This is a genomic window from Streptomyces sp. NPDC047017, from assembly GCF_040644175.1.
GTDB lineage: Bacteria > Actinomycetota > Actinomycetes > Streptomycetales > Streptomycetaceae > Streptomyces.
Genome location: NZ_JBEYVW010000006.1, coordinates 229134 through 255335, shown reverse-complemented (window position 1 = coordinate 255335; position 26202 = coordinate 229134). Strand labels below are relative to the sequence as shown.

At 73.5% G+C, this 26202-nt stretch carries 24 protein-coding genes; 18 read left to right on the top strand and 6 right to left on the bottom strand.

Translation table 11 applies throughout. From position 1 onward, the window contains the following. The first annotated feature begins 42 nt into the window (after window positions 1-42). From ABZ858_RS12970 to ABZ858_RS12955, 4 genes are all read left to right on the top strand, one after another. Window positions 43-3309: a GNAT family N-acetyltransferase gene (locus ABZ858_RS12970; RefSeq protein ID WP_361375837.1), complete on the top strand. Its 3267-nt coding sequence runs from the start codon at window positions 43-45 to the stop codon at window positions 3307-3309. A gap of 50 nt (window positions 3310-3359) precedes the next feature. Then, a complete protein-coding gene (locus ABZ858_RS12965) occupies window positions 3360-3956 on the top strand; it encodes a DUF5998 family protein (RefSeq protein ID WP_361376179.1) in 597 nt (198 codons plus the stop codon). After that, window positions 3956-5149, top strand: coding sequence for a nucleotide pyrophosphatase/phosphodiesterase family protein (locus ABZ858_RS12960; protein ID WP_361375834.1), 1194 nt, complete (start codon window positions 3956-3958; stop codon window positions 5147-5149). The genes ABZ858_RS12965 and ABZ858_RS12960 overlap by 1 nt, the downstream gene beginning before the upstream one ends. Window positions 5150-5245: 96 nt before the next feature. Next, window positions 5246-5896 (top strand): thymidine kinase, encoded by a 651-nt coding sequence (locus ABZ858_RS12955; RefSeq protein ID WP_361375831.1) that lies wholly within the window; start codon window positions 5246-5248, stop codon window positions 5894-5896. Here the strand turns inward: ABZ858_RS12955 and ABZ858_RS12950 are convergent. Then, window positions 5885-6721, bottom strand: a complete 837-nt coding sequence (locus tag ABZ858_RS12950) for a VOC family protein (RefSeq protein ID WP_361375828.1) — start codon at window positions 6719-6721, stop codon at window positions 5885-5887. The two genes, ABZ858_RS12955 and ABZ858_RS12950, sit on opposite strands and share 12 nt — an antisense overlap. A 239-nt stretch (window positions 6722-6960) precedes the next feature. Between ABZ858_RS12950 and ABZ858_RS12945 the strand changes: the two genes are divergently transcribed. Then, a complete protein-coding gene (locus ABZ858_RS12945) occupies window positions 6961-7812 on the top strand; it encodes a sulfurtransferase (protein ID WP_361375825.1) in 852 nt (283 codons plus the stop codon). Window positions 7813-7934: 122 nt separating this feature from the next. Here the strand turns inward: ABZ858_RS12945 and sepH are convergent, their stop codons facing one another. Continuing rightward, window positions 7935-8966, bottom strand: a complete 1032-nt coding sequence (gene sepH, locus ABZ858_RS12940) for a septation protein SepH (protein ID WP_361375822.1) — start codon at window positions 8964-8966, stop codon at window positions 7935-7937. 488 nt (window positions 8967-9454) lie between these two features. On the opposite strand from sepH, the gene ABZ858_RS12935 reads away from it, so the two are divergent. Further along, on the top strand, window positions 9455-10288 hold the full coding sequence (locus tag ABZ858_RS12935; RefSeq protein ID WP_361375819.1) for a hypothetical protein: 834 nt from the start codon (window positions 9455-9457) through the stop codon (window positions 10286-10288). On the opposite strand, the gene ABZ858_RS12930 is transcribed toward ABZ858_RS12935, so the two are convergent. Next, window positions 10212-11531 carry a D-arabinono-1,4-lactone oxidase gene (locus ABZ858_RS12930; RefSeq protein WP_361375816.1) on the bottom strand — a complete coding sequence of 440 codons (1320 nt, stop codon included), beginning with the start codon at window positions 11529-11531 and terminating at the stop codon, window positions 10212-10214. The two genes, ABZ858_RS12935 and ABZ858_RS12930, sit on opposite strands and share 77 nt — an antisense overlap. Continuing rightward, a complete protein-coding gene (locus ABZ858_RS12925; RefSeq protein ID WP_361375813.1) occupies window positions 11491-12729 on the bottom strand; it encodes an MFS transporter in 1239 nt (412 codons plus the stop codon). The genes ABZ858_RS12930 and ABZ858_RS12925 overlap by 41 nt, the downstream gene beginning before the upstream one ends. A 124-nt stretch (window positions 12730-12853) precedes the next feature. Here ABZ858_RS12925 and ABZ858_RS12920 point away from each other — a divergent pair, with 124 nt between their 5' ends. Both ABZ858_RS12920 and ABZ858_RS12915 read left to right on the top strand, forming a co-directional pair. After that, a complete protein-coding gene (locus tag ABZ858_RS12920; RefSeq protein WP_361375810.1) occupies window positions 12854-13981 on the top strand; it encodes a ferrochelatase in 1128 nt (375 codons plus the stop codon). Window positions 13982-13989: 8 nt separating this feature from the next. Then, complete coding sequence (locus ABZ858_RS12915; protein WP_361375807.1) at window positions 13990-14805, top strand: inositol monophosphatase family protein; 816 nt, start codon at window positions 13990-13992, stop codon at window positions 14803-14805. A gap of 255 nt (window positions 14806-15060) precedes the next feature. Here the strand turns inward: ABZ858_RS12915 and ABZ858_RS12910 are convergent, their stop codons facing one another. Continuing rightward, window positions 15061-15234: a hypothetical protein gene (locus ABZ858_RS12910; RefSeq protein WP_361375804.1), complete on the bottom strand. Its 174-nt coding sequence runs from the start codon at window positions 15232-15234 to the stop codon at window positions 15061-15063. 430 nt (window positions 15235-15664) lie between these two features. Between ABZ858_RS12910 and ABZ858_RS12905 the strand changes: the two genes are divergently transcribed. The 4 genes from ABZ858_RS12905 (at window position 15665) to ABZ858_RS12890 (ending at window position 19265) form a co-directional block, all read left to right on the top strand. Beyond that, window positions 15665-16318: a response regulator transcription factor gene (locus ABZ858_RS12905; protein WP_007385219.1), complete on the top strand. Its 654-nt coding sequence runs from the start codon at window positions 15665-15667 to the stop codon at window positions 16316-16318. 6 nt (window positions 16319-16324) lie between these two features. Further along, entirely contained in the window at window positions 16325-17566 is a 1242-nt protein-coding gene (locus ABZ858_RS12900; RefSeq protein ID WP_361375801.1) for a HAMP domain-containing sensor histidine kinase, read from the top strand. A gap of 396 nt (window positions 17567-17962) precedes the next feature. Further along, entirely contained in the window at window positions 17963-18259 is a 297-nt protein-coding gene (locus tag ABZ858_RS12895; protein WP_005481602.1) for a DUF4193 domain-containing protein, read from the top strand. Between the two features lie 13 nt (window positions 18260-18272). After that, window positions 18273-19265, top strand: a complete 993-nt coding sequence (locus ABZ858_RS12890; RefSeq protein ID WP_361375798.1) for a hypothetical protein — start codon at window positions 18273-18275, stop codon at window positions 19263-19265. An 84-nt stretch (window positions 19266-19349) separates the two neighbouring features. Here the strand turns inward: ABZ858_RS12890 and ABZ858_RS12885 are convergent, their stop codons facing one another. Further along, window positions 19350-19829 carry a DUF3093 domain-containing protein gene (locus ABZ858_RS12885; RefSeq protein WP_361375795.1) on the bottom strand — a complete coding sequence of 160 codons (480 nt, stop codon included), beginning with the start codon at window positions 19827-19829 and terminating at the stop codon, window positions 19350-19352. Between the two features lie 58 nt (window positions 19830-19887). On the opposite strand from ABZ858_RS12885, the gene ABZ858_RS12880 reads away from it, so the two are divergent. From ABZ858_RS12880 to ABZ858_RS12855, 6 genes are all read left to right on the top strand, one after another. Further along, window positions 19888-20472 (top strand): PaaI family thioesterase, encoded by a 585-nt coding sequence (locus ABZ858_RS12880; protein ID WP_361375792.1) that lies wholly within the window; start codon window positions 19888-19890, stop codon window positions 20470-20472. Next, window positions 20469-21047, top strand: a complete 579-nt coding sequence (dut, locus tag ABZ858_RS12875; RefSeq protein WP_361375790.1) for a dUTP diphosphatase — start codon at window positions 20469-20471, stop codon at window positions 21045-21047. The genes ABZ858_RS12880 and dut overlap by 4 nt, the downstream gene beginning before the upstream one ends. Before the next feature lies 1 nt (window position 21048). Beyond that, window positions 21049-21810: a DUF3710 domain-containing protein gene (locus ABZ858_RS12870; RefSeq protein WP_361375787.1), complete on the top strand. Its 762-nt coding sequence runs from the start codon at window positions 21049-21051 to the stop codon at window positions 21808-21810. A 215-nt stretch (window positions 21811-22025) separates the two neighbouring features. After that, window positions 22026-22718, top strand: coding sequence for an ABC transporter ATP-binding protein (locus ABZ858_RS12865; protein WP_361375784.1), 693 nt, complete (start codon window positions 22026-22028; stop codon window positions 22716-22718). Between the two features lie 154 nt (window positions 22719-22872). Further along, on the top strand, window positions 22873-25452 hold the full coding sequence (locus ABZ858_RS12860) for a sensor histidine kinase KdpD (protein WP_361375781.1): 2580 nt from the start codon (window positions 22873-22875) through the stop codon (window positions 25450-25452). Beyond that, a complete protein-coding gene (locus ABZ858_RS12855; RefSeq protein ID WP_361375778.1) occupies window positions 25449-26135 on the top strand; it encodes a response regulator in 687 nt (228 codons plus the stop codon). The genes ABZ858_RS12860 and ABZ858_RS12855 overlap by 4 nt, the downstream gene beginning before the upstream one ends. The last annotated feature ends 67 nt before the right edge of the window (window positions 26136-26202 follow it).

The following is a 26202-nucleotide window of genomic DNA, read 5'->3' as shown; positions in this document are numbered from 1 at the left end:
TGCCTCGCGCCGCTGTCGGACCCGAGCCGTACGCTGGGGCGCATGCACACCTCGTCGGACCGGCACGAGTATCCCGCCCACTGGGAGGCCGACGTGGTGCTGCGCGACGGCGGCACCGCGCGGATCCGCCCCATCACCGCCGCGGACGCCGACCGGCTGGTCAGCTTCTACGAGCAGGTGTCGGACGAGTCCAAGTACTACCGCTTCTTCGCGCCCTACCCGCGCCTGTCCGCCAAGGACGTGCACCGCTTCACCCACCACGACTTCGTGGACCGGGTGGGGCTCGCGGCCACCGTCGGGGGCGAGTTCATCGCCACCGTGCGCTACGACCGGCTCGGGGCAGGCCCCAGGGCCGCGTCCTCCGACGAGGCCGAGGTCGCCTTCCTGGTGCAGGACGCCCACCAGGGGCGAGGGGTCGCCTCCGCCCTCCTGGAGCACATCGCGGCCGTCGCCCGCGAGCGCGGCATCCGCCGTTTCGCCGCCGAGGTGCTGCCCGCCAACACCAAGATGATCAAGGTGTTCACGGATGCCGGGTTCACCCAGAAGCGCAGCTTCGAGGACGGTGTCGTACGCCTGGAGTTCGACATCGAGCCGACCGACCGGTCACTGGCCGTCCAGCGCGCGCGGGAGCAGCGCGCCGAGGCGCGGTCGGTGCGCCGGCTGCTGGCGCCGGGCTCGGTCGCCGTCATCGGCGTGGGGCGCGCGCCCGGGGGAGTGGGCCGCAGCATCCTCGACCACGTGCGCGAGGCCGGGTTCACCGGTCGGCTGTACGCCGTCAACCGCGCCTTCGAAGGGGACCGCGCCGAGATCGACGGGGTGCCCGCCCGCCGCTCGGTGCGGGACATCGAAGGACCGGTCGACCTCGCGGTGGTCGCCGTGCCGGCCGACCACGTCCCCGAGGTGGTCGCCGAGTGCGGTGAACACGGCGTGCAGGGACTCGTCGTGATCTCCGCCGGGTACGCGGAGAGCGGTCCCGAGGGCCGGGAGCGCCAGCGCGCCCTGGTGCGGCTCGCGCGCGCGTACGGCATGCGCATCGTCGGCCCGAACGCCTTCGGGATCGTCAACACCTCGCCGGACGTCCGGCTCAACGCCTCGCTGGCCCCCGAGCTGCCCCGCCCCGGCCGCATCGGGATGTTCGCGCAGTCGGGGGCCATCGGCATCGCGCTGCTGTCCCGGCTGCACCGGCGCGGCGGCGGCGTCACCGGGGTGACGGGCGTGTCGACCTTCGTCTCGTCCGGCAACCGCGCGGACGTCTCCGGCAACGACGTTCTCCAGTACTGGTACGACGACCCGGACACGGACGTCGCCCTGATGTACCTGGAGTCCATCGGCAACCCGCGCAAGTTCACCCGCCTCGCCCGGCGGACGGCGGCGGCGAAGCCGCTCGTGGTGGTGCAGGGCGCCGGATCGGGGCCCCAGGGGCACGCCGTCCGGGCGACGCGGCTGCCGCACGCCACGGTCTCCGCGCTGCTGCGGCAGGCCGGCGTGATCCGGGTCGACACCATCACGGAGCTGGTCGACACCGGGCTGCTGCTGGCCCGCCAGCCGCTGCCCGCCGGACCGCGGGTGGCGATCCTGGGCAACTCCGAGTCGCTGGGCGTACTGACGTACGACCGCTGCCTCGCCGAGGGGCTGCGCCCGCAGCCGCCGCAGGACCTGACCACGGCCGCGTCGGCGGAGGACTTCCGTGCGGCGCTGTCGCGGGCGCTGGCCGACGAGACCAGTGACGCGGTGGTCGTGACCGCCATCCCGGCCGTGGGGGAGGGGGCCGCCGAGGACGCGGCCCTCGCCGCGGCGCTCCGCTCGGCCGCCCGGGCGACGCCCGGCAAGCCCGTGCTCGTGGTCCACGTCGAACTGGGCGGCCTCGCCGAGGCGCTCTCGGCCGCGGCCAGCACGGGCCCGGGCTCCGCCGGCCCGCCCCAGCCCGGCCGCAACGGCAGCCCCGGGCACCCCCTGCCCGGCCGGCCCCCGGAGCCCAGCCGAGGCCCCGCGCCCACCCGCGGCCAGGCGGAGCCAGCCCCGGCCCCCAAGCCTGACCCGGCCTCCAGGCCCGACTCGGCCCCCAGGCCCGATCTGACCTCCGAGCCCGACTCGAACCCCGAGCCCGACTCGAACCCCGAGCCCGACTCGAACCCCGAGCCCGACCCGAACCCCGAGCCCGACCCGAACCCCGAGACCGGAACGGGCCCCAAGGCCGACTGCGGTCCGCACGCGCACCCGCACGCCGCCCCACCACCCCACTCCACCGAGGCCGCCCACCCCACCCCCGCCTTCCCTTACGCCACTCCCCACCCGCGCCCCGCCCCGGACCCGGCCCCCACCCACCCGACCGCCCAACCGACCACCCTGGCCCCCACCCACCCGACCGCCCCAGCCTCCGCCCACTCGACCACCCGGCCCGCCTCCCACCCGACCGCCCCACCCCCCGAGCCCCCCGGCGTCCGCTCCAGCCTGATCCCCGCCTATCCCGCCGCCGAGCGGGCCGTGCGGGCGCTCGCCGAAGCCGTCCGGTACGGGCAGTGGCGGCAGGAGGCCGCCCACCCCGCCAAGGTGCCCGAGTACGAGGACATCGACGAGAAGGGCGCCGCCGCCCTCGTCGCCCGGCTGCTCGCGCACGGGCAGGGCCGCACCCTCGGCCCGGAGGAGACCTGCGAGCTGCTCGGCCGCTACGGCATCCCCGTGCGCCGCGCCCTGCCCGCCCCCACCCCCGACGCCGCCGCCGAAGCCGCCCGCGCCCTCGGCTACCCGGTCGCCCTCAAGGCCACCGCCCCGCACCTGCGGCACCGCGCCGACCTGGGCGGCGTCCGCCTGGACCTCACCGACGAGGAGCAACTGCGCCGTTCCTACGCGGAGCTGACGGAGCTGTTCGGGACCGCGCAGGAGGTGCGGCCGGTGGTGCAGGCGATGGCACCCAGGGGCGTCGACACCGTGGTGCGGGCCGTCATCGACCCGGCGGCCGGCGCGGTGCTCTCCTTCGGGCTCGCCGGGGCCGCCTCCCAGCTGCTCGACGACATGGCGCACCGGCTGGTCCCGGTCACCGACCGGGAGGCGACCGCCATGATCCGCTCCATCCGGACGGCCCCCCTGCTGTTCGGCTGGCGCGGCTCCGCGCCGGTGGACACCCCCGCCCTGGAGGAGCTGCTGCTGCGCGTCTCGCGACTGGTCGACGACCACCCCGAGGTGGTCGCGGTCACCCTGGAACCGGTGGTCGTCGCCCCGCACGGGGTGAGCGTCCTCGGCGCCGGTGTGCGCCTCGCGCCCCCGCCCGCCCGCGACGACCTGGGCCCGCGCACGCTCCCCGCCTACTGACCGGGTTTCCCGTGCGCAGCGGTGCCTCGCAGTCAGTGCCTCCCCGTAGGATGGACGGCATGGCCAAGACCAGTACGACGACCCAGGGGCTGCGGTCGGCGATCGAACGCAGCGGCTACTACCCGGCTCTCGTGGCCGAGGCGGTGGAGGCCGCCGTGGGCGGCGAGCCCATCCGGTCGTACCTGGTCCACCAGGAGACCACCTTCGACCAGAACGAAGTACGGCGGCACGTGACGGTGCTCGTCCTCACCGGCAACCGCTTCATCGTCAGCCACACCGACGAGCAGGCCGCCGACAGCACCTCCCCGACCCCGTACGCCACCACGTCCACGGAGTCGGTGAAGATCGGCCGGATCTCGTCGGTCGTGGTCAGCCGGGTGGTGTCCAACCCGGAGCAGTACACGCCGGGCACGCCGCCGCGCGAGGTCGTGCTGACCATCGGCTGGGGCGCGGTCTCCCGCATCGACCTGGAGCCCGCCGCCTGCGGCGACCCCAACTGCGAGGCCGACCACGGCTACACGGGCAGCTCCACCGCCGACGACCTCAGCCTCCGGGTCAGCGAGGCCGGGGACGGACCGGAGACGGTGCGTCAGACCCTCGCCTTCGCCCAGGCCATCTCCGAGGCCACCGCGGACGTCACCCGCTGATGTCGGCACAGCCCACCGCCTGGGACCACCCCGAGCCCCTGGCCGTCGACTCCGCCCCCGTCCCCGAGTACGGCGCCGGCTCGCTCGCCGACCTGCTGCCCACGCTGGCCGCGGGCATGGGCGTACCGGACATGACGGCCGCGATCGGCGAACTGGCCCCGGCCGACCGCGCCTGCGTCTTCCTGATCGACGGGCTCGGCTGGCAGCAGCTCGGGGAGCACCCCGCGGAAGCGCCCTTCCTGACCTCCCTGCTCGGCAGCTCGCGCGGCGGCACCGGCCGGCCGATCACCGCCGGCTACCCGGCGACCACCGCGACCTCGCTGGCCTCCGTCGGCACCGGCCTGCCGCCGGGCGCCCACGGCCTGCCCGGCTACACCGTGCGCGACCCGGCCACCGGCGAGCTGATGAACCAGCTGCGCTGGCAGCCGTACACCGACCCGCGCGCCTGGCAGCCGTACCCCACCGTCTTCCAGCTGGCCCAGCAGGCCGGTGTGCACGCCGCGCAGGTGTCCTCCCCGGCCTTCCAGAACACCCCGCTGACCAAGGTCGCGCTCAGCGGCGGAACGTTCCTGGGACGGCTGACCGGCGAGGACCGCATGGACGTGGCCGCCGGGCAGCTGGCCGCCGCCGACCGCGCCCTCGTCTACACGTACTACTCCGAACTCGACGGCGCCGGCCACCGCTACGGCGTGGACTCCGACACCTGGCGCGGCCAGCTGATGCACGTCGACCGGCTGGTCCAGCGCCTGGCCGAGCAGCTCCCGCCGCGCAGCGCCCTCTACGTCACCGCCGACCACGGCATGGTCGACATCGCGTTCGACGAGGAGCACCGCATCGACTTCGACGAGGACTGGGAGCTGCGCGCCGGGGTCGCCCTGCTGGGCGGCGAGGGCCGGGCCCGGCACGTGTACGCGGTGCCGGGCGCCGCGGGCGACGTGCTGACCTGCTGGCGCGAGGTGCTCGGCGAGCAGTTCTGGGTGGCCTCGCGGGACGAGGCCGTCGAGGCGGGCTGGTTCGGGCCGCGGATCGACGACCGTGTGTACGCGCGGATCGGTGACGTGGTCGCCGCCGCCCGTGACGACGTGCTGCTCATCGCCTCGGAGCGGGAGCCGAAGGAGTCCTCCATGGTGGGCAACCACGGCTCGATGACGCCCGCCGAGCAGCTCGTCCCCCTCCTCGAAGTACGCCCCTGACCCACACACCCCCGACCCGCCCGTACGCCCCCTCCTGCCCCGTACGCCCCCCCGCACGTCCTGCCCGCGCCCCCACCGAAAGGTGCCCCCACCCCCATGCCCGAGCTGGTGTTCTTCTCCGGAACGATGGACTGCGGGAAGTCGACACTGGCTCTGCAGATCGAGCACAACCGGTCGGCGCGCGGCCTGGCCGGCATGATCTTCACCCGGGACGACCGGGCCGGCGAGGGCAAGCTCTCCTCCCGCCTCGGCCTGGTCACCGACGCCGTGGAGGTCGAGGACGGCGTCGACCTGTACGGGTACCTCGTCGACCACCTCTCCCAGGGCGGCCGCGCCGACTACGTCATCGCGGACGAGGCCCAGTTCCTCGCGCCGGAGCAGATCGACCAGCTCGCGCGCGTGGTCGACGACCTGGACATCGACGTCTTCGCCTTCGGCATCACCACCGACTTCCGCTCCAAGCTGTTCCCCGGCTCCCAGCGCCTGGTCGAACTCGCCGACCGGGTCGAGGTGCTCCAGGTCGAGGCCCTGTGCTGGTGCGGCTCCCGGGCCACGCACAACGCCCGTACGGTCGGCGGCGTCATGGTCGTCGAGGGCGCCCAGGTGGTGGTCGGCGACGTCAACCAGTCGGCGGACGAGGTCGGCTACGAGGTGCTGTGCCGCCGGCACCACCGCCGCCGGATGACGGCGGCCTCGGCGCGGGCCGCCGCGCTGTCACCGGACGTCCTGCCGGTGTCACCCTCCTGAGTGACCGTCCGCGGCGGGCCGGCTGCGGATCAGGGCGAACCGGGCACCCTCCGGGTCCGCCGCCAGGGCCACCCGGCCGCGCGCCGTGTCCCGGGCCGCGGCGAGCGCTCGGCCGCCGAGGCCGGTGACGCGGTCCAGGGCGCTGTCCGGGTCGGTGACCTCGAAGTACGTCGTCCAGTGCGGGCCCCGGTCGCGCGGCAGCGCCTGCCCCAGGCCGTGGATCCCGGCGACCGGGCGGCCGTCGAGCCGCAAGGTCACATGGTCGGTCCCCGCGGGGTCGTCGGAGGCCGTCCGCTCCTCCTCGTAACCGAACAGCGTGCCGTAGAACTTGGCGACGTTCGCGGTCTCGAAGGTCCGCAGCTCGTTCCAGGCGGGGGTGCCGGGCCCGGCACCGAGGTCCGTGCCGTGCCGGTCCGCGGTCTGCCACACGCCGAAGACGGCGCCCGAGGGGTCGGAGCCGATCGCCAGCCGTCCGGCCTCGCCCGCGTCCAGCGGCCCCACCCCGACCGTGCCGCCGCACATCCGCACCCGCTCGGCCGTCAGGTCCACGTCGTCGGAGGCGAGATACGGCGTCCAGGCGACGGGCAGGCGCAGGTCCGCGGGCAGCCGGCCGATGCCCGCCACCTCCTGACCGCCCAGCAGGGCCCGTACGTACGGACCGAGCCGGCTGGGGCCCGGCTGGAACTCCCAGCCGAACAGGTCCGCGTAGAAGGCCTGGGTCGCGGCCACGTCGTGGACCATCAGGCTCACCCAGCACGGTGTGCCGGGCGTGCGGCCGATGGGTGTCCGGCCGGCACGGCCGGACGGTTCCGGTTCCTCCGTCATCGTCTCTCTCTTCTCGGCCCCTCGCGGTGGCCGTGTCGATTCCGCTCTGCGGACCCCGGACCCACGACGGGAGGATGCCCCATGTGCGGTTCCCGCCCGTTTCGGTGCGCTTGCCGACAGATGTCGATCAGTTGCACAGCATGTGGCCGATCCCGTACGCCTGGTGACCGGACCTGTCCGGCCGAGCAGAGTAGCCGGACCTGGACGCCGCGGCCACCCCGTGCGCGAGGATGGTGACCATGAATCCGATCATCACCGCACCCGAACTCGCGACCGCGCTCGCCGGGCCCCGCCCGCCGGTGCTGCTCGACGTCCGCTGGCAGCTGAGCACGGCCAAGGCGGCCGGTGCGCCGTCCTTCGACGGGCGCGCCGCTCACGCGGCGGGCCACATCCCCGGCGCCGTCTTCGTCGACCTGGACCGCGAACTGGCCGCGCCGCCCGGCGCGGCCGGCCGCCATCCGCTGCCCGGCACCGAGGAGTTCGGTGCCGCGATGCGCCGCGCGGGAGTCTCCTCGGCCCGCCCGGTGGTCGTGTACGACGGCGGGCAGGGCTGGGCGGCCGCGCGCGCCTGGTGGCTGCTGCGCTGGGCCGGGCACCCCGACGTACGGGTCCTGGACGGGGGCCTGGCGGCCTGGGAGGGACCGCTGGAGACGACGGTGCCCGAGCCCGCCGAGGGCGACTTCACGCCCGCTGTGGGCGCGCTGGGGCTGCTCGGCCCCGACGCGGCCGCGGCCCTCGCCCGGTCCGGCGTGCTCTTCGACGCGCGCGCGGGGGAGCGCTACCGCGGGGAGGTGGAGCCGATCGACCGGGTGGGCGGCCACATCCCCGGCGCGGTGTCCGCGCCCACCGGCGAGAACGTCGGCCCGGACGGCCGGTTCCTGCCCGCCGCCGAACTCCGGGCGCGGTTCGAGGGGCTGGGCGCGGCCGACGGCACGGAGGTGGGCGTCTACTGCGGCTCGGGCGTCTCCGCCGCGCACGAGGTGCTGGCGCTGGCCGTCGCGGGCATCCCCGCGGCCCTGTACGCCGGCTCGTGGTCCGAGTGGTCCGCGGACCCGTCCCGGCCGGTGGCGGTCGGCCCCGACCCGCAGTAGCCCGACGGGCGTACGGACAGGGCCGGGCGGCGCCGTACGGACAGAGGCAGGCGGCCCCGTACGGACAAGGGCAGGCGGCCCGCACCGGCCTGGTGCGGGCCGCCTGCCCCCGCGCGTGACGCCTACTCCTGCTTCTTGCGGCGGGTGCCGAAGACGATCTCGTCCCAGCTCGGCACCGCGGCCCGGCGGCCCGGGCGGACGCCGTCCGCCTCGGCCTGGCGGTCGGTCGCGCCGACCAGGCGGTCGCGGTGGCTGCCGACCGAGCGGGGCATGAGCACGTCCGCGTAGGCGGACCCGGCCGAGGCCGCGGGGGCCGGCGGTTCCTCCACCGCCGCCTCCTCGTCGGGCTCCTCCGCGGGCTCCGGCGCGCGCTCGGGGACGACGAGGTCGCCCCGGAAGCTCGGCACCGCCTCAAGGAGGCTGGTCAGCGAGTCGCGCTCGCCCGCGCTCTCCTCGGCCGGTTCGGCCGGCTGCGCGGGCAGCGCGAGACGCTCGCGGTCGCGGTCCCGGTCGAGGGGGCGGTCGCGCGGCAGCCGGGCGATGCGCGGCACGAACGGGAAGCTCGGCTCCGGTGTGCCCAGGTCGTCGGACTCGCCGATCAGGGAGCGTGCCTCGCTGTCGACGGCCTGCACCAGGCGCCGCGGCGGATCGTACGTCCAGCTCGCCGAGTGGGGCTCGCCCGCCACCAGATAGACCAGCAGGACCTCCCAGGTGCCGTCGTCGCGGCGCCAGGAGTCCCACTGGACGGTGTCCTTCTCGGCGCCGCGCAGCAGCAGCCGCTCCTGGACGGCCTCGCCGAGCAGCGGGCCGGAGTTCTCGCCGGGGCGGCGGACCGGGGTCTTGCGGGCCCGCTCGGCCATGAAGGCGCGCTCGGCCAGCACCGGGCCCTCGAAGCGCCGGACGCGGTCCACGGGGATGCCGGCGAGCTGGGCCACCTCTTCGGCGGTCGCTCCCGCTCTTATACGCGCCTGGATGTCGCGGGGGCGGAGATGGCTCTCCACCTCGATCTCGATCTGGCCGAGGCGGGGACGGTCGCCGCGCACGGCGGCGCGGAGCCGTTCGTCGATCGCAAGCGTGTACTCCGTGCTGTCCGCAGCCTTCAGCACCAGCCGTGTGCCGTCATTGGAGACGGCCACGACACGCAGTTCGGGCATGGGGACCTCCCGGGTGGTGCCTGCCGACGTCACGTGCGTCGCTGCTTCCGCTAGTCGAGTGTGGCCTGCCCGGGTGCAGCCTGCCACAACCTTGCCGAGTTGCCCGGCGTGTCGGGCGCGGGCCCTGGATCGCCGTTATGGCACGGTTACCTGTTCACAACGCTCCGTGACCAACGCCGTCACCCTGTGCAACCAGCCCCCTCCCGGCGGTCCAGCAGGTCCCGGACACCCTGGTGGGAGACCGGCCCCAGGGCTCGCAACAGTACTCCATTCGGACCACGTGCGTGGATCGGCGCGCCGCCCAACTTCGGGCAGCGGACGGGACTTGACCGCCACTGACCGGTTTTATCGATCATGAACGTGGCGTACTTCACGGAATCGCCAGAAATGGAACTAACGGTTTCGTCCGTACGTCCCTTTCTCGTGCAGTCGGCCGATCATGTCCTGAAGATTCGGCCCTGGGTGAGAGAGGCAGGCAAGGTCCGGGTATGCGCGAAAGGTCCGACAGCGGTGAGGTGCCGAGCACGGGGGAGGAGGTGCGGAGGAAACGGCTCGACCTGAGCGTGGCCCAGGTGGCCGGCAGTGCCGTGGCGGCCGTGGTGGCCGCCAAGCTCGCCTCCTACTTCGGCGTCTACGGCACGATCCTCGGAGCCGGCGTCGTCAGCGTGGTCGCCACCTGCGGCGGCTCGGTCTTCCAGCACTTCTTCCGGCGTACCGGCGAACAGATCCGCACCGTGACCATCCCGGCCCGGCCGTCCCCGGCCGGCGTCCCCGGCGAGCGGCAGGGGGCGCCGGGGCACGGCGAGTTCACCGAGGGCACCGTCTACCGGGCCCGGGTCAAGAGCTGGAAGCGGCCGGCGGTCGCGGCCGCTCTGGTCTTCGGGGTCACCATGGCCGGCATCACCGTCTACGAGGCGGTGTCGGGCAGCAGCTTCAGTGGCGGCCAGGGCACGACCGTCGGCAAGGCCGTGACCGGTCACCGCGCGACTCCACCGCGTTCCGGCGACGACACGCCGAAGCCGTCCACCTCGCCGGCCGACGGGCCCGGATCGGGTGACGGCACCTCGGGCACGTCGCCGTCCGGCGCCCCCTCCGGCGGCCCGGACCGCGGTACGACGGTGAGCCCCACCCCCGGCGCGAGCACGGGCGGCGGGCAGGAGGACCCCGGGGGCGCCGCGGGCGACGGCACCACTCCCGGGAGCACGGCGGGTGACGGCGGCACGACCCCGGAGCCCGGCGCGTCCGCTACTGACCCAGCACCCTCCGCAAGTAGTCGTTCTGGAACCGGCGGTCCGGGTCCAGCCGGTTCCGCAGCGCCGTGAACTCGCCGAAGCGCGGATAGACCCCCGCGAGGTACTCCGCGTCCCGGGTGTGGATCTTGCCCCAGTGCGGGCGGCCCTCGTGCGCGGTGAGGATGCGCTCGGCGGCCGTGAAGTACCGCTGGTAGGGGGTGCCGCGGAACATGTGCACCGCGATGTACGCGCTGTCCCGGCCCGAGGCGGTGGACAGCGTGATGTCGTCGGCGGGCGCGGTGCGCACCTCCACCGGGAAGCTCACCCGCAGCCCGGACCGGTCGATCATGGCCTTCAGCTCGCGCAGCGCCCCGGTCACGGCCGCGCGCGGGACGGCGTACTCCATCTCCACGAACCGCACCCGGCGCGGCGAGGTGTAGACCTTGTACGGGATGTCGGTGTACGTCCGCGCGGACAGCGCCTTGCTGGAGATCCGGGCGATCGCCGGGATGGTGGCGGGCACCGCGCGGCCGACCCAGTTGGCCGCCTGGAAGACGCCGTTGGAGATGAGCTCGTCCTCCAGCCAGCCCTTGACCGGGCTCACCGGCCGCTCGGGGCCCGCGCTGCGGTTGTTGCGCTTGGTGGTGGTGCTGCCGGTGTGCGGGAACCAGTAGAACTCGAAGTGCTCGTTCTCCGCCCAGAGCTGGTCGAAGTCGGCGAGCACCCGGTCCAGGGGCATCGGCTCCTCGCGGGCGGTGAGCAGGAAGACCGGCTCCACCGCGAAGGTGATCGCCGTGACGATGCCCAGCGCGCCCAGGCCGATCCGGGCGGCAGCGAAGACCTCCGGGTTCTCCTTCGCGGAGCAGGTGAGCACGGAACCGTCCGCCGTGACCAGTTCCAGGCCCTTGATCTGGGCCGCTATGGAGGCCGATTCGCGGCCGGTGCCGTGGGTGCCGGTGCTGACCGCCCCGGACACCGTCTGCTCCATGATGTCGCCCATGTTGGTCAGGGACAGCCCCTCGCGCGCGAGGGCCATGTTGAGCCTCTTGAGCGGGGTGCCCGACTCGACCGTGACGGTCATGGCGTCCCGGTCAATGCCGCGGATGCCCGTCAACAGTTGAGGGCGGATCAACACGCCGTCGGTGGCGGCGATGGACGTGAAGGAGTGCCCGGTGCCGACCGCCTTCACCGTCAGGCCGTCCTCGGCGGCCCGGCGCACGGCCGCGGCCAGCTCCTCCACCGAGGCGGGGGCGACCTCCCGCGCGGGGCGGGCGGTGACGTTGCCGCCCCAGTTACGCCATGTGCCGTTCTTCGCGCCCAGTGTGCTGCTCAACGGAGCCTCCACGACCCGGAGCCGGCCTGCTGAGCCGGCGGAACCCGAGGAAACCGACCGCGACCGCGACGGCCCCGGACACCGCCGGAACCCCGTACCCGGCCCGCGCGCCGGCCGCGTCGATCACCCAGCCGGCCACCGACGAGCCCAGCGCCACCCCGACCGCGAGGCCGGTGCTCACCCAGGTCATGCCCTCGGTCAGGTGCGCGCGTGGTACGTGCTCTTCGACGAGGGCCATCGTCGTGATCATCGTGGGAGCGACGGACAGGCCCGCAACGAACAGCGCCACGGCCAGGAACGGCAAGTTTCCGACCAGTAGGAGGGGGATCATACTCACGGCCATGGCGCATATGCCCAGCAGCCAGCGGCGGGCGGGCGCTCCGGAGGGCCGCAGCAGACCGAACAGCACGCCCGCGGAGCACGAGCCGGCCGCGTACAGCGCGAGCACGACGCTGGCGGCGCTCTTGTGGCCCTGCTCGTCGGCGAAGGCCACGGTGACCACGTCGACCGCCCCGAAGATCGACCCGGTCGCCACGAAGGTGGCCACCAGTACCTGGAGGCCGCGCGAGCGCAGCGCCGAGCCGCCGCTGTGCTGCCCGCGCGGGTGCGGCACCGGCTCGGTGGAGCGCTGCGCGGTCAGCCAGAAGACGCCCACGGCCAGGAAGCAGGCGGCCAGCAGCGGCCCCGCCTCCGGGAACCAGGCCGTCGACAGGCCGATGGAGACGATCGGCCCGAAGATGAAGCAGACCTCGTCCACCACCGACTCGAACGAGTAGGCGGTGTGCAGCTGCGGGGTCCCCCGGTACAGCGCCGCCCAGCGCGCGCGGACCATCGCGCCGAGCGACGGCACCGAGCCGATCCCGGCGGCGCACACGAACAGCACCCAGTCCGGCCAGCGGAACCAGGCAGCCAGCAGCAGCCCCGCCGCCGCGGCCAGCGCGACGAGCGTGGCCGGCCGCAGCACCCGGCTCTGCCCGTACCGGTCGACGAGCCGCGACACCTGCGGCCCGACCCCGGCGGCGGCCAGCGCGATGGTGGCCGAGAGCGCGCCCGCGAGGCCGTAGCGCCCGGTGAGCTGCGAGATCATCGTGACCACGCCGATGCCCATCATGGACAGCGGCATCCGGCCGACGAATCCCGCGGCGGAGAAGCCCTTGGAGCCGGGCGCGGCGAACAGGGCACGGTACGGGGAGGGCACAGGGTCTCCGGGGTCGGGTAAGGCGTGAAGCTACCTGATACAGCTTACGGACCCGACGGCCCCGACGCACCGGCGCGTACGGGTCCGGATCACGGCCGCCGGTGCCGGGTGGCAGGATCGAGACATGCCAGACGTGCTCGATGCCACCCCGTACGACGCCCTGCTCCTGCTCTCGTTCGGCGGCCCGGAGGGGCCGGACGACGTGGTCCCGTTCCTGGAGAACGTGACGCGCGGACGCGGCATCCCCAAGGAACGCCTCAAGGAAGTCGGACAGCACTACTTCCTGTTCGGCGGGGTCAGCCCCATCAACGACCAGAACCGCGCCCTGCTGGACGCCCTGCGCAAGGACTTCGCCGAGCACGGCCTGGACCTGCCGGTCTACTGGGGCAACCGCAACTGGGCGCCCTACCTGACCGACGCCCTGCGGGACATGGTCCGCGACGGCCGCCGCCGCGTCCTGGTCCTGGCCACCAGCGCCTACGCCTCCTACTCGGGCTGCCGCCAGTACCGCGAGAACCTCGCCGACTCCCTGGCCGCCCTCCGGGACGAGAGCCTGGAGCTGCCGGAGATCGACAAGCTGCGGCACTACTTCAACCACCCGGGCTTCATCGAACCCATGATCGAGGGCGTGCTCGCCTCCCTCGCCGACCTGCCCGCGGACGTCCGCGCCGGCGCCCACCTGGCCTTCACCACCCACTCGATCCCGACCTCCGCCGCCGACACCTCCGGCCCGGCCGAGGAGCACGGCGACGGCGGGGCCTACGTCCGCCAGCACCTGGACGTCGCCCGGCTGATCGCCGACGCGGTCCGCGAACGCACCGGCGAGGACCACCCCTGGCAGCTCGTCTACCAGTCGCGTTCCGGCGCCCCGCACATCCCGTGGCTGGAGCCGGACATCTGCGACCACCTGGAGGAGCGGCGCGCGGCCGGGGCCCCGGCCGTCGTCATGGCGCCCATCGGCTTCGTCTCCGACCACATGGAGGTCCTCTACGACCTCGACACCGAGGCCACGGCCAAGGCCGCGGAGCTGGGCCTGCCGGTGCGCCGCTCGGCCACGGTCGGCGCCGACCCGCGGTTCGCCGCCGCCGTCCGCGACCTGATCCTGGAGCGCGCCGCCACCGCGCGCGGGCAGCGGGTCTCCCCGTGCGCCCTGGGCGCGCTCGGCGCGAGCCACGACCTCTGCCCGGTGGGCTGCTGCCCGGCCCGCGCCCCCCGTCCCGCCGCCGCGGGCGCCGACAGCCCCTACGCGTGAGGAGCGCCGTGACCGACCCGCTGCACACGGAACTGCTGCAACTCGCCCGCCTGGCCGCCGGCCGGGCCGCAGAGCTGCTCCGCGACGGCCGCCCCGCCGATCTCGCCGTGGCCGCCACCAAGTCCAGCCCGATCGACGTCGTCACCGAGATGGACATCGCGGCCGAGAAGCTGATCACCGGCCTGATCGCCGACCGGCGTCCCGAGGACGGCTTCCTCGGCGAGGAGGGCGCCGCCACCGAGGGCACCAGCGGCATCCGCTGGGTCATCGACCCGCTGGACGGCACGGTGAACTACCTCTACGGCCTGCCCACCTGGGCGGTGTCCATCGCCGCCGAGCAGGACGGCGAGACCGTCGTCGGCGTCGTGTCCGCCCCGATGCGCGGGGAGACCTTCCACGCGATGCGCGGCCGGGGCGCCTGGGCCACCGGCGTCTGGGCCGGCGAACGCAAGCTGGCCTGCCGCCCCGCGCCGCCCCTGGACCAGGCCCTGATCGCCACCGGCTTCAACTACGTCGCCGAGGTCCGCACCCACCAGGCCGACGTCGTCCGCCGGCTGATCCCGCTGGTGCGCGACATCCGGCGTGGCGGCTCGGCGGCGATCGACCTGTGCGACATGGCCGCGGGCCGCCTGGACGGCTACTACGAGCGGGGCCTGAACCCGTGGGACTACGCCGCCGGTGCCCTGATCGCCGCCGAGGCGGGCGTGGTGACCGGTGGACGCTCCGGAGAGCGCGTCTCCCGCGACCTGACGCTCGCCGCCACCCCGGGCGTCTTCGAGCCCCTCCAGAACCTCCTGGAGGACTTCGGCGCCTGGCACGACTGAGGGGGGGGGCCTGCGCCGCCGCCAGGGCCCGCACCGGCCGACGGCGCGGGCCGTCCCAGGGTGCCTGCCCCCACGCGCCGGCCGCGAGAGAGCCGAAGGGGCGCGCCGGTGCCGGGAGACCGAACGCGCGGAGGCGCGAAGCGCTGAGCACGATCGGTCTCCCGGCACCGGCTTGAGCGCCCCGTAGGCGAACGAGCAGAAAAAACGGAACCCCGGCGCTGGATTCGCCGGGGTTCCGTTGTGCGGGCGGGCTGTTCAGACGCCGGTCATGCCGACCTCCACACCGTGCTCGGCGGCGAGGCGGCGCAGGTCGTCGAGCTCGGCCAGCTCCACCTCGACGAGGAAGTCGTCGCCCTCGTCACGAGCCCGGGTCAGGTCGGACTCGGTCGTCTTTATGCGCTGCAGAAGTCCTGCGGTGAATGCGTCCATGCTGCGCCCCCTCGTCCTGGGTCGTGGGTCGGTGGCACGGGGGTGTGCCGATCGGAAGGGGCGATCACGTCTCCCGCAGGTGCCCAGCGCTGCCCTGCCGGGCGGCGACGGTGCCGGACACCCACGCCCACTCTGCGGGAAGCGGAACGCGGTGTACCGCTTGGTGGTGCGGCACATGCAGAGCGTGATCGCGGGGTGTAAAGCCGTCCTCCCCCAGCTCCCCCGCGCGGAAACCTCGACCGCGCGAGAAAGTTCGGCATTCCCCCGCCCCGAGCGCCCCGCGGACCCCCTGCCCGCGGCCGCCTCCTGCCCCGGCTTACAGCCGACTTATGGCCGAAAAGGGCAGGATGGAGGCAACACACCCATGAAGATCCCCGCCCGCGGGTGCCCGACCGGCGCCGCGTGAGCGGACACAGGAAGGACAAGCGACGTGCGCGTACTCGTCGTCGAGGACGAGCAGCTGCTCGCCGATGCGGTGGCCACCGGACTGCGCCGGGAGGCCATGGCCGTCGACGTCGTGTACGACGGTGCGGCCGCCCTGGAGCGCATCGGCGTCAACGACTACGACGTGGTGGTCCTCGACCGCGACCTGCCGCTCGTGCACGGCGACGACGTGTGCCGGAAGATCGTCGAGCTGGGCATGCCCACGCGCGTGCTGATGCTGACCGCCTCCGGTGACGTCAGCGACCGCGTCGAGGGCCTGGAGATCGGCGCCGACGACTACCTGCCCAAGCCGTTCGCGTTCAGCGAGCTGACCGCGCGGGTACGCGCCCTCGGCCGGCGTACGAGTGTGCCTCTGCCGCCGGTCCTGGAGCGTGCCGGGATCAAGCTGGACCCCAACCGCCGGGAGGTCTTCCGCGACGGCAAGGAGGTCCAGCTGGCGCCGAAGGAGTTCGCGGTCCTGGAGGTCCTGATGCGCAGCGAGGGCGCGGTCGTCTCCGCCGAGCAGCTCCTGGAGAAGGCGTGGGACGAGAACACGGACCCGTTCACCAACGTCGTGCGGGTCACCGTGATGACCCTGCGCCGCAAGCTGGGTGAGCCCCCGGTGATCGTCACCGTGCCCGGCTCCGGCTACCGGATCTGATCCGCCGTGGCAGCGACGCCGGCGCCGCCCCAGGCGCCCCCCAAGCCCACCTGGGACCCCAGGAGGCCGGAGCCGCCCTTCCCGTGGCTGCGCCCGACCATCCGGATACGGCTCACCCTGCTGTACGGCGGCATGTTCCTGATCGCCGGCATCCTGCTGCTGTCGATCATCTACCTGCTGGCCGCGAACGCGCTGAACGCCGGGAGCGATCTGCCTTTCAAGATCGTCTCCGGTTCGATCTCCAGCGACACCTGCAACTTCCCGGACAAGCTGCCCGCCAACGAGCTGAACCAGGCCCTGAACGCCTGTGTGAACCAGCAGCGCCAGCACGCCCTGGACGACCTGCTGAGCCGCTCGCTGCTCACCCTGCTCGGGCTGGCCGTGATCGCCTTCGCCTTCGGCTACGCCATGGCCGGGCGCGTGCTGTCGCCGCTGGGCCGGATCACCCGCACCGCGCGCGCGGTGGCCGGGTCCGACCTGTCCCGGCGGATCGAGCTGGACGGCCCCGACGACGAGCTGAAGGAGCTGGCGGACACCTTCGACGACATGCTGGAGCGGCTGCAGCGGGCCTTCACCGCCCAGCAGCGCTTCGTCGGCAACGCCTCACACGAGCTGCGCACCCCGCTCGCGATCAACCGCACGCTGCTTGAGGTGCACCTGTCCGACCCGCAGGCGCCCGTGGAGCTGCAGCAGCTCGGCAAGACGCTGCTGGCCACCAACGAGCGCAGCGAGCAGCTCGTCGAGGGCCTGCTGCTGCTGGCCCGCAGCGACAACCAGATCGTCGAGCGCAAGCCGGTGGACCTCGCCGAGGTCGCCTCCCAGGCCGTCGACCAGACGCACGCGGAGGCTGAGGCCAAGGGCGTGGAGATCCGTGCCGCCTACCAGCCGGCCGTCGTCCAGGGCAACGGCGTACTGCTGGAGCGGATCGCCCTGAACCTGGTGCAGAACGCGGTGCGCTACAACGTGCCGAGCGCGGAGGACGGCGGCTGGGTGGAGGTCACGACGGACGTCCAGCACGGCCAGGCGGTCCTCGTCGTCGCCAACACCGGCCCGGTCGTCCCGGCGTACGAGATCGACAATCTCTTCGAGCCGTTCAGGCGGCTGCGCACGGAGCGCACCGGCAGTGACAAGGGCGTCGGCCTGGGGCTGTCCATCGTGCGCTCGGTGGCGCGGGCGCACGGCGGCCACATCTCGGCCCGGCCGCGCGAGGGAGGAGGGCTCGTGATGCGGGTCACCCTGCCCGTCTGAGATCATGGGTGGCAGCACGGGGGAGTTGTTCGCTTGTCGCGGAATTTCCCCGTGCCCGCAGTGGCCTCTCCGTGTGTGATCGATCACATGCGCGGATTTCCGGCCATCTACTCTGCGTGATCATTCAGGGCGGCGAAAAGTCGGAAGAATCCGGGTTTTCGGGGGTCCTGATCACGGGAAGTACACGGTGAGACCGCTTTGAAGTGCGACATTCGAACCGTGTACGGTCCCCATCGCCATCCAACCCGATCACTCTTGAGGAGTCCGGTTGGGTGTCGATTGAGTAACAGACCTTGATGTGAGGCAAAATCTCCGCCTCAGGTCGGGCACAAGTCCGGCCTCTCACGCGTTACGTGCGCTGGAGACACCCGCAGACACCCAGAGGGGGAGAGCGACATGGCAACCGATTACGACACTCCACGCAAGACCGATGACGACGTCGACTCGGACAGTCTTGAAGAACTGAAGGCCCGGCGGAACGACAAGTCGACCTCCGCCGTCGACGTAGACGAGTTCGAGGCGGCAGAAGGCCTGGAACTGCCCGGCGCGGACCTCTCCAACGAGGAGCTGGCCGTCCGGGTGCTGCCCAAGCAGCAGGACGAGTTCACCTGCATGAGCTGCTTCCTGGTGCACCACCGCAGTCAGCTGGCCCGCGAGAAGAACGGCCAGCCGATCTGCCGCGACTGCGACTGAGGCAGGGTCGGCCGTGACTGGCTCGACCCCTCCTTGGAAGCGCCGCTTCCTCCGCAGGGGAGCGGACTCGGGACCGTCCGACGGCTCCCACAGCGCGCGTGACCACGAGCGAGGCCCCTCCCGCCCGTCCGAAGGGACGGATGCGACAGCGTCGGCGGGACCGGCCTCGCTCGAACCGGTGTCCGGGCGTGGTGACCCCGCCGCCCCGGCGGAAGGGCCCACGCCCGACGCCCGCGAGAAGGCCGCTCCCGGCCACGCGGGGCAGACCGCCCGGGGCCGGGCGGCCGCGATCCGCGAGAGGGCGGGCAAGGCCGCCAGGAGCGGCGTCCGCGGCAGCGGCAGCCGGGCCCGGGCGGCACTGTCCCACCTCGCCGACCGGATCATCGACATCGCCCCCCGGCTCCCGGTCCGCGACCTGGCCACCCTGCGCCGGCAGTTCCCGGGCCTCGATCCCGAACAGCTCGCGGACAAGCTCGTCACCGGCGCCGCGAACGCGACCTCCACGGTCGGTGCCGGGATCGGCGCCGCCGCGATGCTGCCCGTGCCGCCCGCGATGCCCACCGAACTGGCCGCGGAGATCACCGGTGTGGCCGCCATCGAACTCAAGCTGATCGCCGAGCTCCACGAGGTCTACGGGGTACGGCCGCCCGGCCACCTCAAGGTCCGCAGCGTCGCGTACCTGTCCTCCTGGTCGGGGGAGCGCGGGATCGACGTGATGAAACCGTCGACGATCGACTCGGCCCTCGGCGGCCAGATGAAACGCCGGCTGCGCCAGCAGATCATGAAGCGCATGGTGCGGGACCTGCCGAGCCTGATGCCGTTCCTGGTGGGCGCCGCCGTCGGCGCGGTCGTCAACCGGCGCGACACCAAGAAGCTCGCGGGCCGGGTCCGCGCGGACCTGCGCAAGATCCAGGTGCCGTGGGAGGAACTGCCCGCGCTGCCGCCCCTGGACGCCCCGGAGAACCCGCTGCCGATGGACGACGGCCCCCAGGACCCCGGTCGCTGACACGCGCACAGGCCCACGTGCGCGAGGGGCGTACACGCGCACAGGCGTACGTACGCCCGGAAAGCTACGCGTCCGCTCGGAAGGCTATGCGTTCGCGCCCGGTGCGGCGGCCTCCCGGGCCGTCCGCAGGGCCTCCGCCAGCCGCTCCGGCTCGCGCGTGGACAGGTACAGGTACGGCGTCGGGTCCTCCGGGTCGGTGACCATCACGCGCAGCGCCGTGGGGATGTAGGCCCGCAGCAGCAGGAAGGCGCGGGTGTCGGCCTTGTACGTGCGCCAGGCACGCGCTTCCTCCGCGTCCAGGATCTCGCTCTCGCCCAGGGCCGTGACCGGCACCTTCGCCTCGCCCGCGATCAGCGAGCCGTTCACGATCCGGATGCGCACCGACCCGTAGGAGCTGGCCACCACCGCGGCGACCGCGGTGCCGCCGACCAGGCCGCCGAGCATCGGCAGGATGCCGAACGGGAGCAGGACCAGGGCGAACGAGACACCGATCAGGAAGCTGATCAGCCACCAGGAGCGGGGCGCGGTGAGACGTTCTTCGTACGGCTGGGCGGAGAGCTGCATGAAACCAAGCTTGGCACGGTGCCCGGTCCACGCCGACGCGCGGGTAAGGTCTGCGCCTGTGAGTGGTAGTCCCGCAGCCCTTCAGCCCCCCGCCGACGCCGTGGCGCCCGTACGGCATCCCGACGCGCCCGCGCCCGGCGAACTCCTCGGCGCGCACTACGGCGAGTATTTCGGGTGCGGCGGCCGGCAGCCGCACGGCCTGCGCCTCCAGGCCCGCGCGGGGGAGGGCGTGCGCATCACCGCCGAGTTCACCGTGCGGCCCGCCCACCAGGGCGCGCCCGGCCTCGCGCACGGCGGTGTCCTCGCCAGCGCCCTCGACGAGACCCTCGGCTCGCTGAACTGGCTGCTGCGGACCATCGCCGTGACCGGACGCCTGGAGACCGACTTCGTGCGCCCGGTCCCGGTCGGTACGACGCTCCACCTGGAGGCCGAGGTCACCGCGGTGGCCGGGCGGAAGATCTACTCGACGGCCACCGGTCGCGTCGGCGGCCCCGACGGCCCTGTCGCCGTCCGCGCGGACGCGCTGTTCATCGAGGTCAAGGTCGATCACTTCGTGCACCACGGGCGCGAGGAGGAGATCCAGGCCGCCATGAGCGACCCGGACCAGATCCGCCGGGCCCGCGCCTTCGAGGTGAACCCGTGACCCCCGGGGCCGGCGCGGGGCCGGTGGGCCGTGCCCCCCTGGACGTACTGATCCGCCGGGTCGACGCCGACGTACCGCTTCCGGCGTACGCGCTCCCCGGTGACGCGGGCGCCGATCTGCGCACCACCGTCGCCTGCGAACTGGCACCCGGTGAGCGGGCCGTACTGCCCACGGGGGTGGCCGTCGCGCTGCCCGAGGGGTACGCGGCGTTCGTGCACCCCCGGTCCGGCCTGGCCGCCCGGTGCGGTGTCGCCCTGGTGAATGCCCCAGGGACGGTTGATGCCGGGTACCGTGGGGAGATCAAGGTGATCGTGGTGAATCTCGACCCGCGCGAGTCGGTGCGGTTCGAGCGCTTCGACCGGATTGCCCAACTGGTCGTCCAGCAGGTCGAGAGGGTCCGCTTCCAGGAGGTCGCGGAACTTCCCGCATCGGCACGGGCCGAGGGGGGCTTCGGGTCCACCGGTGGCCATGCCGCGGTGGACGCCGGGAGCGGCACAGACGGTCGGGCCGCCCTGGGCGGTCAGACGGGTGGGAATCGATACGCTTCGGTCGTATCCGACCGGGAAGGACAGTGACGTGTTCGGACGTCGCAACAAGAAGGGTGCCGCCGAGGACGCGGCCGGCGAGGCCGAGCAGGTCGTCGACAACGTCGACACCGAGGCGGACGACGAGGACGGGTCCGGTCGGGTGCGGCTCGAACCCGAGCCGCGGCCCGACGGGCCCTGGGACAGCTCCGAGGTGCGCGACGCGAACGAGGGGCGGGTGGACCTGGGCGGTCTGTTCGTCCCCGGCGTCGACGGCATGGAACTGCGGGTCGAGGTCGCGGGCGACGCGATCGTCGCGGCGACCGTCGTCCTGGGCGACAGCGCCGTCCAGTTGCAGGCCTTCGCCGCCCCCAAGCGCGAGGGCATCTGGGGCGAGGTGCGCGAGGAGATCGCGTCCGGCATCACCCAGCAGGGCGGCATCGTCGACGAGGCCGAGGGGCCGCTCGGCTGGGAGCTGCGCGCCCAGGTGCCGGTGCAGCTGCCGGACGGCACGGGCGGCTTCCAGGTCGTGCGGTTCGTCGGCGTGGACGGGCCCCGCTGGTTCCTGCGCGGGGTGATCTCGGGCCAGGGCGCGGTGCAGCCGCAGGCGGCCGGGCTGCTGGAGCAGATCTTCCGGGACACCGTGGTGGTGCGCGGCGAGGGCCCGATGGCGCCGCGCGACCCGATCGTCCTGCAACTGCCGAACGACGCCCAGATGGTGCCCGAGAGCGTCCAGCAGGACGAGGGCCAGTCCCGCTTCTCCGGCGGCATGGGCCAGTTGCAGCGCGGCCCGGAGATCACCGAGGTCCGCTGACCGCTGCTCGCAGGATGCGCCCGATGGGGCACAGGGCCGTACCTCCGCGGGGGTGCGGCCCTTCGCGGTGCTGGGTGCTGGGTGCTGGGTGCTGGGTGTCGCAGGTGGAACCATTGCCGGGCCCCGCGCGTTGGGGGAGCGGGGGATGGAAGGGACGGCCGCCGGTCGTGATCCCGGCGCGCACGGTCCACGGGGGAGCACAGCGGGGAGGGCACATGTGCCAGGTCGCCACCGGGACGATGGTGCGCGTCGAGAACGTGCACAAGTCCTACGGGCAGGCGGCCGCCGCCGTGCACGCCCTGCGCGGGGTCTCCTTCGAGGTGCCGCGCGGCGAGCTGGTCGCCCTCAAGGGGCGCTCAGGATCCGGCAAGACCACCCTGCTCAACATCGTGGGCGGACTCGACCAGCCGGACGAGGGCCGCGTCCAGGTCGACGGCAGCGACCTGACGCAGCTGGGCGAGGACGGGCTGCTCGCGCTGCGCCGGGACCGCGTCGGCTTCGTCTTCCAGAGCTTCGGACTCATCCCCATCCTCACTGCCGCGGAGAACGTCGGCGTGCCGCTGCGGATGCGCCGCGCCGACCCGCGCGAACGCGAGGAGCGCGTGGAGCTGCTGCTGTCCCTCGTCGGCCTCGCCGGCCACGCCCGGCAGCGGCCCGGCGAGCTGTCCGGCGGCCAGCAGCAGCGCGTCGCCATCGCCCGCGCCCTCGCCAACGATCCCGCACTGCTGATCGCCGACGAGCCCACCGGCCGGCTCGACGCGGAGACCGGGCTCGCCGTGATGGAACTGCTGCGCGCCGTCGTCCACAGCCGGCAGGTCACCGCCCTCGTCGCCACCCACGACCTGACCCTGCTGGACCTCGCCGACCGGGTCCTGGAGCTGCGCGACGGCGAGATAGCCGAACACTGAGGGCGGCTTGCCGACTCGGCCCGGCCCCACCCCCTCCCTCGCGTCAGAGTTGCGTCAAAGTGATCCCCTCACCCCCACCCCGCCCCATTTGCCGTCCTTGCGGGTCGTAGGGTCGACGCTGCGTGCACAGGTGTGACGGGAAGACAATGAGGCCATGGGACGCGGCAAGCTTCGGATCTACCTCGGCGCGGCACCGGGAGTCGGCAAGACGTACGCGATGCTGTCCGAGGCGCACCGCCGGGTGGAGCGGGGGACCGACTGCGTCGTCGCGTTCGTCGAGCACCACGGCCGGACGCGCACCGAGGTGATGCTGCACGGCCTGGAGCAGACGCCGCGCAGGGAACTGGAGCACCGGGGGTCCGTCTTCACCGAGATGGACGTGGACGCCGTGCTGCGCCGCGCCCCGGCGGTCGCCCTGGTGGACGAACTCGCCCACACCAACGTGCCCGGCTCCCGCAACGCCAAGCGCTGGCAGGACGTCGAGGAACTGCTCGCCGCCGGCATCGACGTCGTCTCCACCGTCAACATCCAGCACCTGGAATCACTCGGCGACGTCGTCGAGTCGATCACCGGGGTCCGGCAGCGGGAGACCGTCCCGGACGAGGTCGTCCGGCGGGCGGACCAGATCGAGCTGGTCGACATGTCGCCCGAGGCCCTGCGCCGCCGGATGGCGCACGGCAACATCTACCAGCCGGACAAGGTCGACGCCGCCCTGTCCAACTACTTCCGCCCCGGCAACCTCACCGCGCTGCGCGAGCTGGCCCTGCTGTGGGTGGCCGACCGGGTCGACGAGTACCTCCAGCAGTACCGCAGCGAGCACCGGGTGTCGAAGATCTGGGGCTCGCGCGAGCGGATCGTGGTCGGCCTGACCGGCGGCCCCGAGGGACGCACCCTGATCCGCCGCGCGGCCCGCCTGGCGGAGAAGGGCGCGGGCGGCGAGGTCATGGCCGTCTACATCGCCCGCAGCGACGGCCTGACCGCCGCCTCCCCGAAGGAACTGGCCCTCCAGCGCACCCTGGTCGAAGACCTCGGCGGAACGTTCCACCACGTCATCGGCGACGACATACCCGCCGCGCTGCTCGACTTCGCGCGCGGCGTCAACGCCACCCAGATCGTGCTGGGCTCCTCGCGCCGCAAGACCTGGCAGTACGTCTTCGGGCCCGGCGTCGGCGCGACGGTCGCCCGCGAGTCCGGCCCCGACCTCGACGTGCACATCGTCACCCACGGGCAGATCGCCAAGGGCCGCGGACTGCCCGTGGCCCGGGGCGCCCGGCTCGGGCGGGCCCGGATCGTCTGGGGATGGGCGATGGCGGTCGCCGGCCCCGTCGTCCTCGCGCTGCTGCTCAGCGCCGTGGACCTCGGTCTCGCCAACGACATGCTGCTCTTCCTCGCCCTGACGGTCGCGGCGGCCCTGCTGGGCGGCCTGCTGCCCGCCCTCGCCTCGGCGGCCGTCGGATCGTTCCTGCTGAACTACTTCTACACACCCCCGCTGCACCGGCTGACCATCGCCGACCCCAAGAACATCGTCGCCATCGCGATCTTCGTCGGGGTCGCCGTCTCGGTCGCCTCGGTGGTCGACCTGGCGGCCCGCCGCACCCACCAGGCCGCCCGGCTGCGCGCCGAGGCCGAGATACTGTCCTTCCTCGCCGGCAGCGTCCTGCGCGGCGAGACCAGCCTGGAAGCGCTCCTCGAACGGGTCCGGGAGACCTTCGGCATGGAGTCCGTGGCCCTCCTGGAACGGCAGAGCGACGTCGACCCGTGGACCTGCGCCGGCCGGGTCGGCACCGACCGCCCCCTCCAGCGCCCCGAGGAGGCCGACGTGGACATGCCCGTCGGCGACCACATGGCGCTGGCGCTGACCGGCCGCGTGCTGCCCGCCTCCGACCGCCGCGTACTCGCCGCCTTCGCCGCGCAGGCCGCCGTCGTCCTGGACCGCCGCCGCCTCCAGGAGGAGGCCGACCGGGCCCGCGCCCTCGCCGAGGGCAACCGCATCCGCACCGCGCTGCTCGCCGCCGTCAGCCACGACCTGCGCACCCCGCTCGCCGCGATCAAGGCGGCCGTCTCCTCGCTCCGCTCCGAGGACGTCGAATGGTCCGAGGAGGACCGCGCCGAACTGCTCGAAGGCATCGAGGAGGGCGCCGACCGGCTCGACCACCTGGTGGGCAACCTGCTGGACATGTCCCGCCTGCAGACCGGCACCGTCACCCCGCTGATCCGCGAGATCGACCTCGACGAGGTGGTGCCGATGGCGCTGGGCGGCGTACCGGAGGACAGCGTGGACCTGGACGTCCCCGAGACGCTGCCGATGGTCGCCGTGGACGCCGGGCTGCTGGAGCGCGCGATGGCCAACATCATCGAGAACGCCGTGAAGTACAGCCCGCGGCGCGCGCCCGTCCTCGTGTCGGCCAGCGCCATCGCCGACCGCGTCGAGGTCCGGGTCGTCGACCGCGGCCCGGGCGTGCCGGACGAGGCCAAGGACCGCATCTTCGAGCCCTTCCAGCGGCACGGCGACGCCCCGCGCGGGGCGGGCGTCGGCCTCGGGCTCGCGGTGGCGCGCGGCTTCGCCGAGGCCATGAACGGCACCCTCGCCGCCGAGGACACCCCCGGCGGCGGTCTCACCATGGTGCTCAGCCTCCGCGCGGCGACCGCGCACACCGAGCCGCCCCCGCCGGAGACCGGCTCCCGGCCGGACCGACCCGTACGACCCGTACAACCGGAGAGGCAGGTTTCATGACCAGGGTGCTGGTGGTCGACGACGAGCCGCAGATCGTGCGCGCCCTCGTGATCAACCTCAAGGCACGCAAGTACGAGGTCGACGCCGCGCACGACGGCCGGACCGCCCTCGACCTGGCCGCCTCCCGCCATCCGGACGTCGTCGTCCTCGACCTGGGCCTGCCCGACATGGACGGCGTCGAGGTCATCCGGGGCCTGCGCGGCTGGACCCGGGTGCCGATCCTGGTGCTCTCCGCCCGGCACTCCTCCGACGAGAAGGTCGAGGCGCTGGACGCGGGCGCCGACGACTACGTCACCAAGCCCTTCGGCATGGACGAACTGCTGGCCCGGCTGCGCGCCGCGGTCCGCCGCGCCGAGCCCGTCGGCACCGGCGACGACGACGTGACGACGGTGGAGACCGACGAGTTCACCGTCGACCTGGCCGCGAAGAAGGTCAACCGGGACGGCCGGGACGTCCGCCTGACCCCGACCGAGTGGCACCTGTTGGAGGTGCTGGTGCGCAACACCGGCCGGCTGGTCAGCCAGAAGCAGCTGCTGCAGGAGGTGTGGGGGCCGTCGTACGGGACCGAGACCAACTACCTGCGCGTCTACATGGCCCAGCTGCGCCGCAAGCTGGAGGCCGACCCCTCGCACCCCAAGCACTTCGTCACCGAGCCCGGGATGGGTTACCGCTTCGAAAGATGACGGGGAGGGCGGTGATGGCGGTGCCGGCAGTGCCGGCGGTGGTGCGGCAGGGGCGGGGGGTGAGCGC

What these genes read in the sequence shown, in the direction of transcription:
- ABZ858_RS12970 (WP_361375837.1), top strand. Translation starts at nt 43, where the DNA reads ATGCACACCTCGTCGGACCGGCACGAGTATCCCGCCCACTGGGAGGCC.
- ABZ858_RS12965 (WP_361376179.1), top strand. Translation starts at nt 3,360, where the DNA reads ATGGACGGCATGGCCAAGACCAGTACGACGACCCAGGGGCTGCGGTCG.
- ABZ858_RS12960 (WP_361375834.1), top strand. Translation starts at nt 3,956, where the DNA reads ATGTCGGCACAGCCCACCGCCTGGGACCACCCCGAGCCCCTGGCCGTC.
- ABZ858_RS12955 (WP_361375831.1), top strand. Translation starts at nt 5,246, where the DNA reads ATGCCCGAGCTGGTGTTCTTCTCCGGAACGATGGACTGCGGGAAGTCG.
- ABZ858_RS12950 (WP_361375828.1), bottom strand. Translation starts at nt 6,721, where the DNA reads ATGACGGAGGAACCGGAACCGTCCGGCCGTGCCGGCCGGACACCCATC.
- ABZ858_RS12945 (WP_361375825.1), top strand. Translation starts at nt 6,961, where the DNA reads ATGAATCCGATCATCACCGCACCCGAACTCGCGACCGCGCTCGCCGGG.
- sepH (WP_361375822.1), bottom strand. Translation starts at nt 8,966, where the DNA reads ATGCCCGAACTGCGTGTCGTGGCCGTCTCCAATGACGGCACACGGCTG.
- ABZ858_RS12935 (WP_361375819.1), top strand. Translation starts at nt 9,455, where the DNA reads ATGCGCGAAAGGTCCGACAGCGGTGAGGTGCCGAGCACGGGGGAGGAG.
- ABZ858_RS12920 (WP_361375810.1), top strand. Translation starts at nt 12,854, where the DNA reads ATGCCAGACGTGCTCGATGCCACCCCGTACGACGCCCTGCTCCTGCTC.
- ABZ858_RS12910 (WP_361375804.1), bottom strand. Translation starts at nt 15,234, where the DNA reads ATGGACGCATTCACCGCAGGACTTCTGCAGCGCATAAAGACGACCGAG.
- ABZ858_RS12895 (WP_005481602.1), top strand. Translation starts at nt 17,963, where the DNA reads ATGGCAACCGATTACGACACTCCACGCAAGACCGATGACGACGTCGAC.
- ABZ858_RS12885 (WP_361375795.1), bottom strand. Translation starts at nt 19,829, where the DNA reads ATGCAGCTCTCCGCCCAGCCGTACGAAGAACGTCTCACCGCGCCCCGC.
- ABZ858_RS12865 (WP_361375784.1), top strand. Translation starts at nt 22,026, where the DNA reads ATGTGCCAGGTCGCCACCGGGACGATGGTGCGCGTCGAGAACGTGCAC.
- ABZ858_RS12860 (WP_361375781.1), top strand. Translation starts at nt 22,873, where the DNA reads ATGGGACGCGGCAAGCTTCGGATCTACCTCGGCGCGGCACCGGGAGTC.
- ABZ858_RS12855 (WP_361375778.1), top strand. Translation starts at nt 25,449, where the DNA reads ATGACCAGGGTGCTGGTGGTCGACGACGAGCCGCAGATCGTGCGCGCC.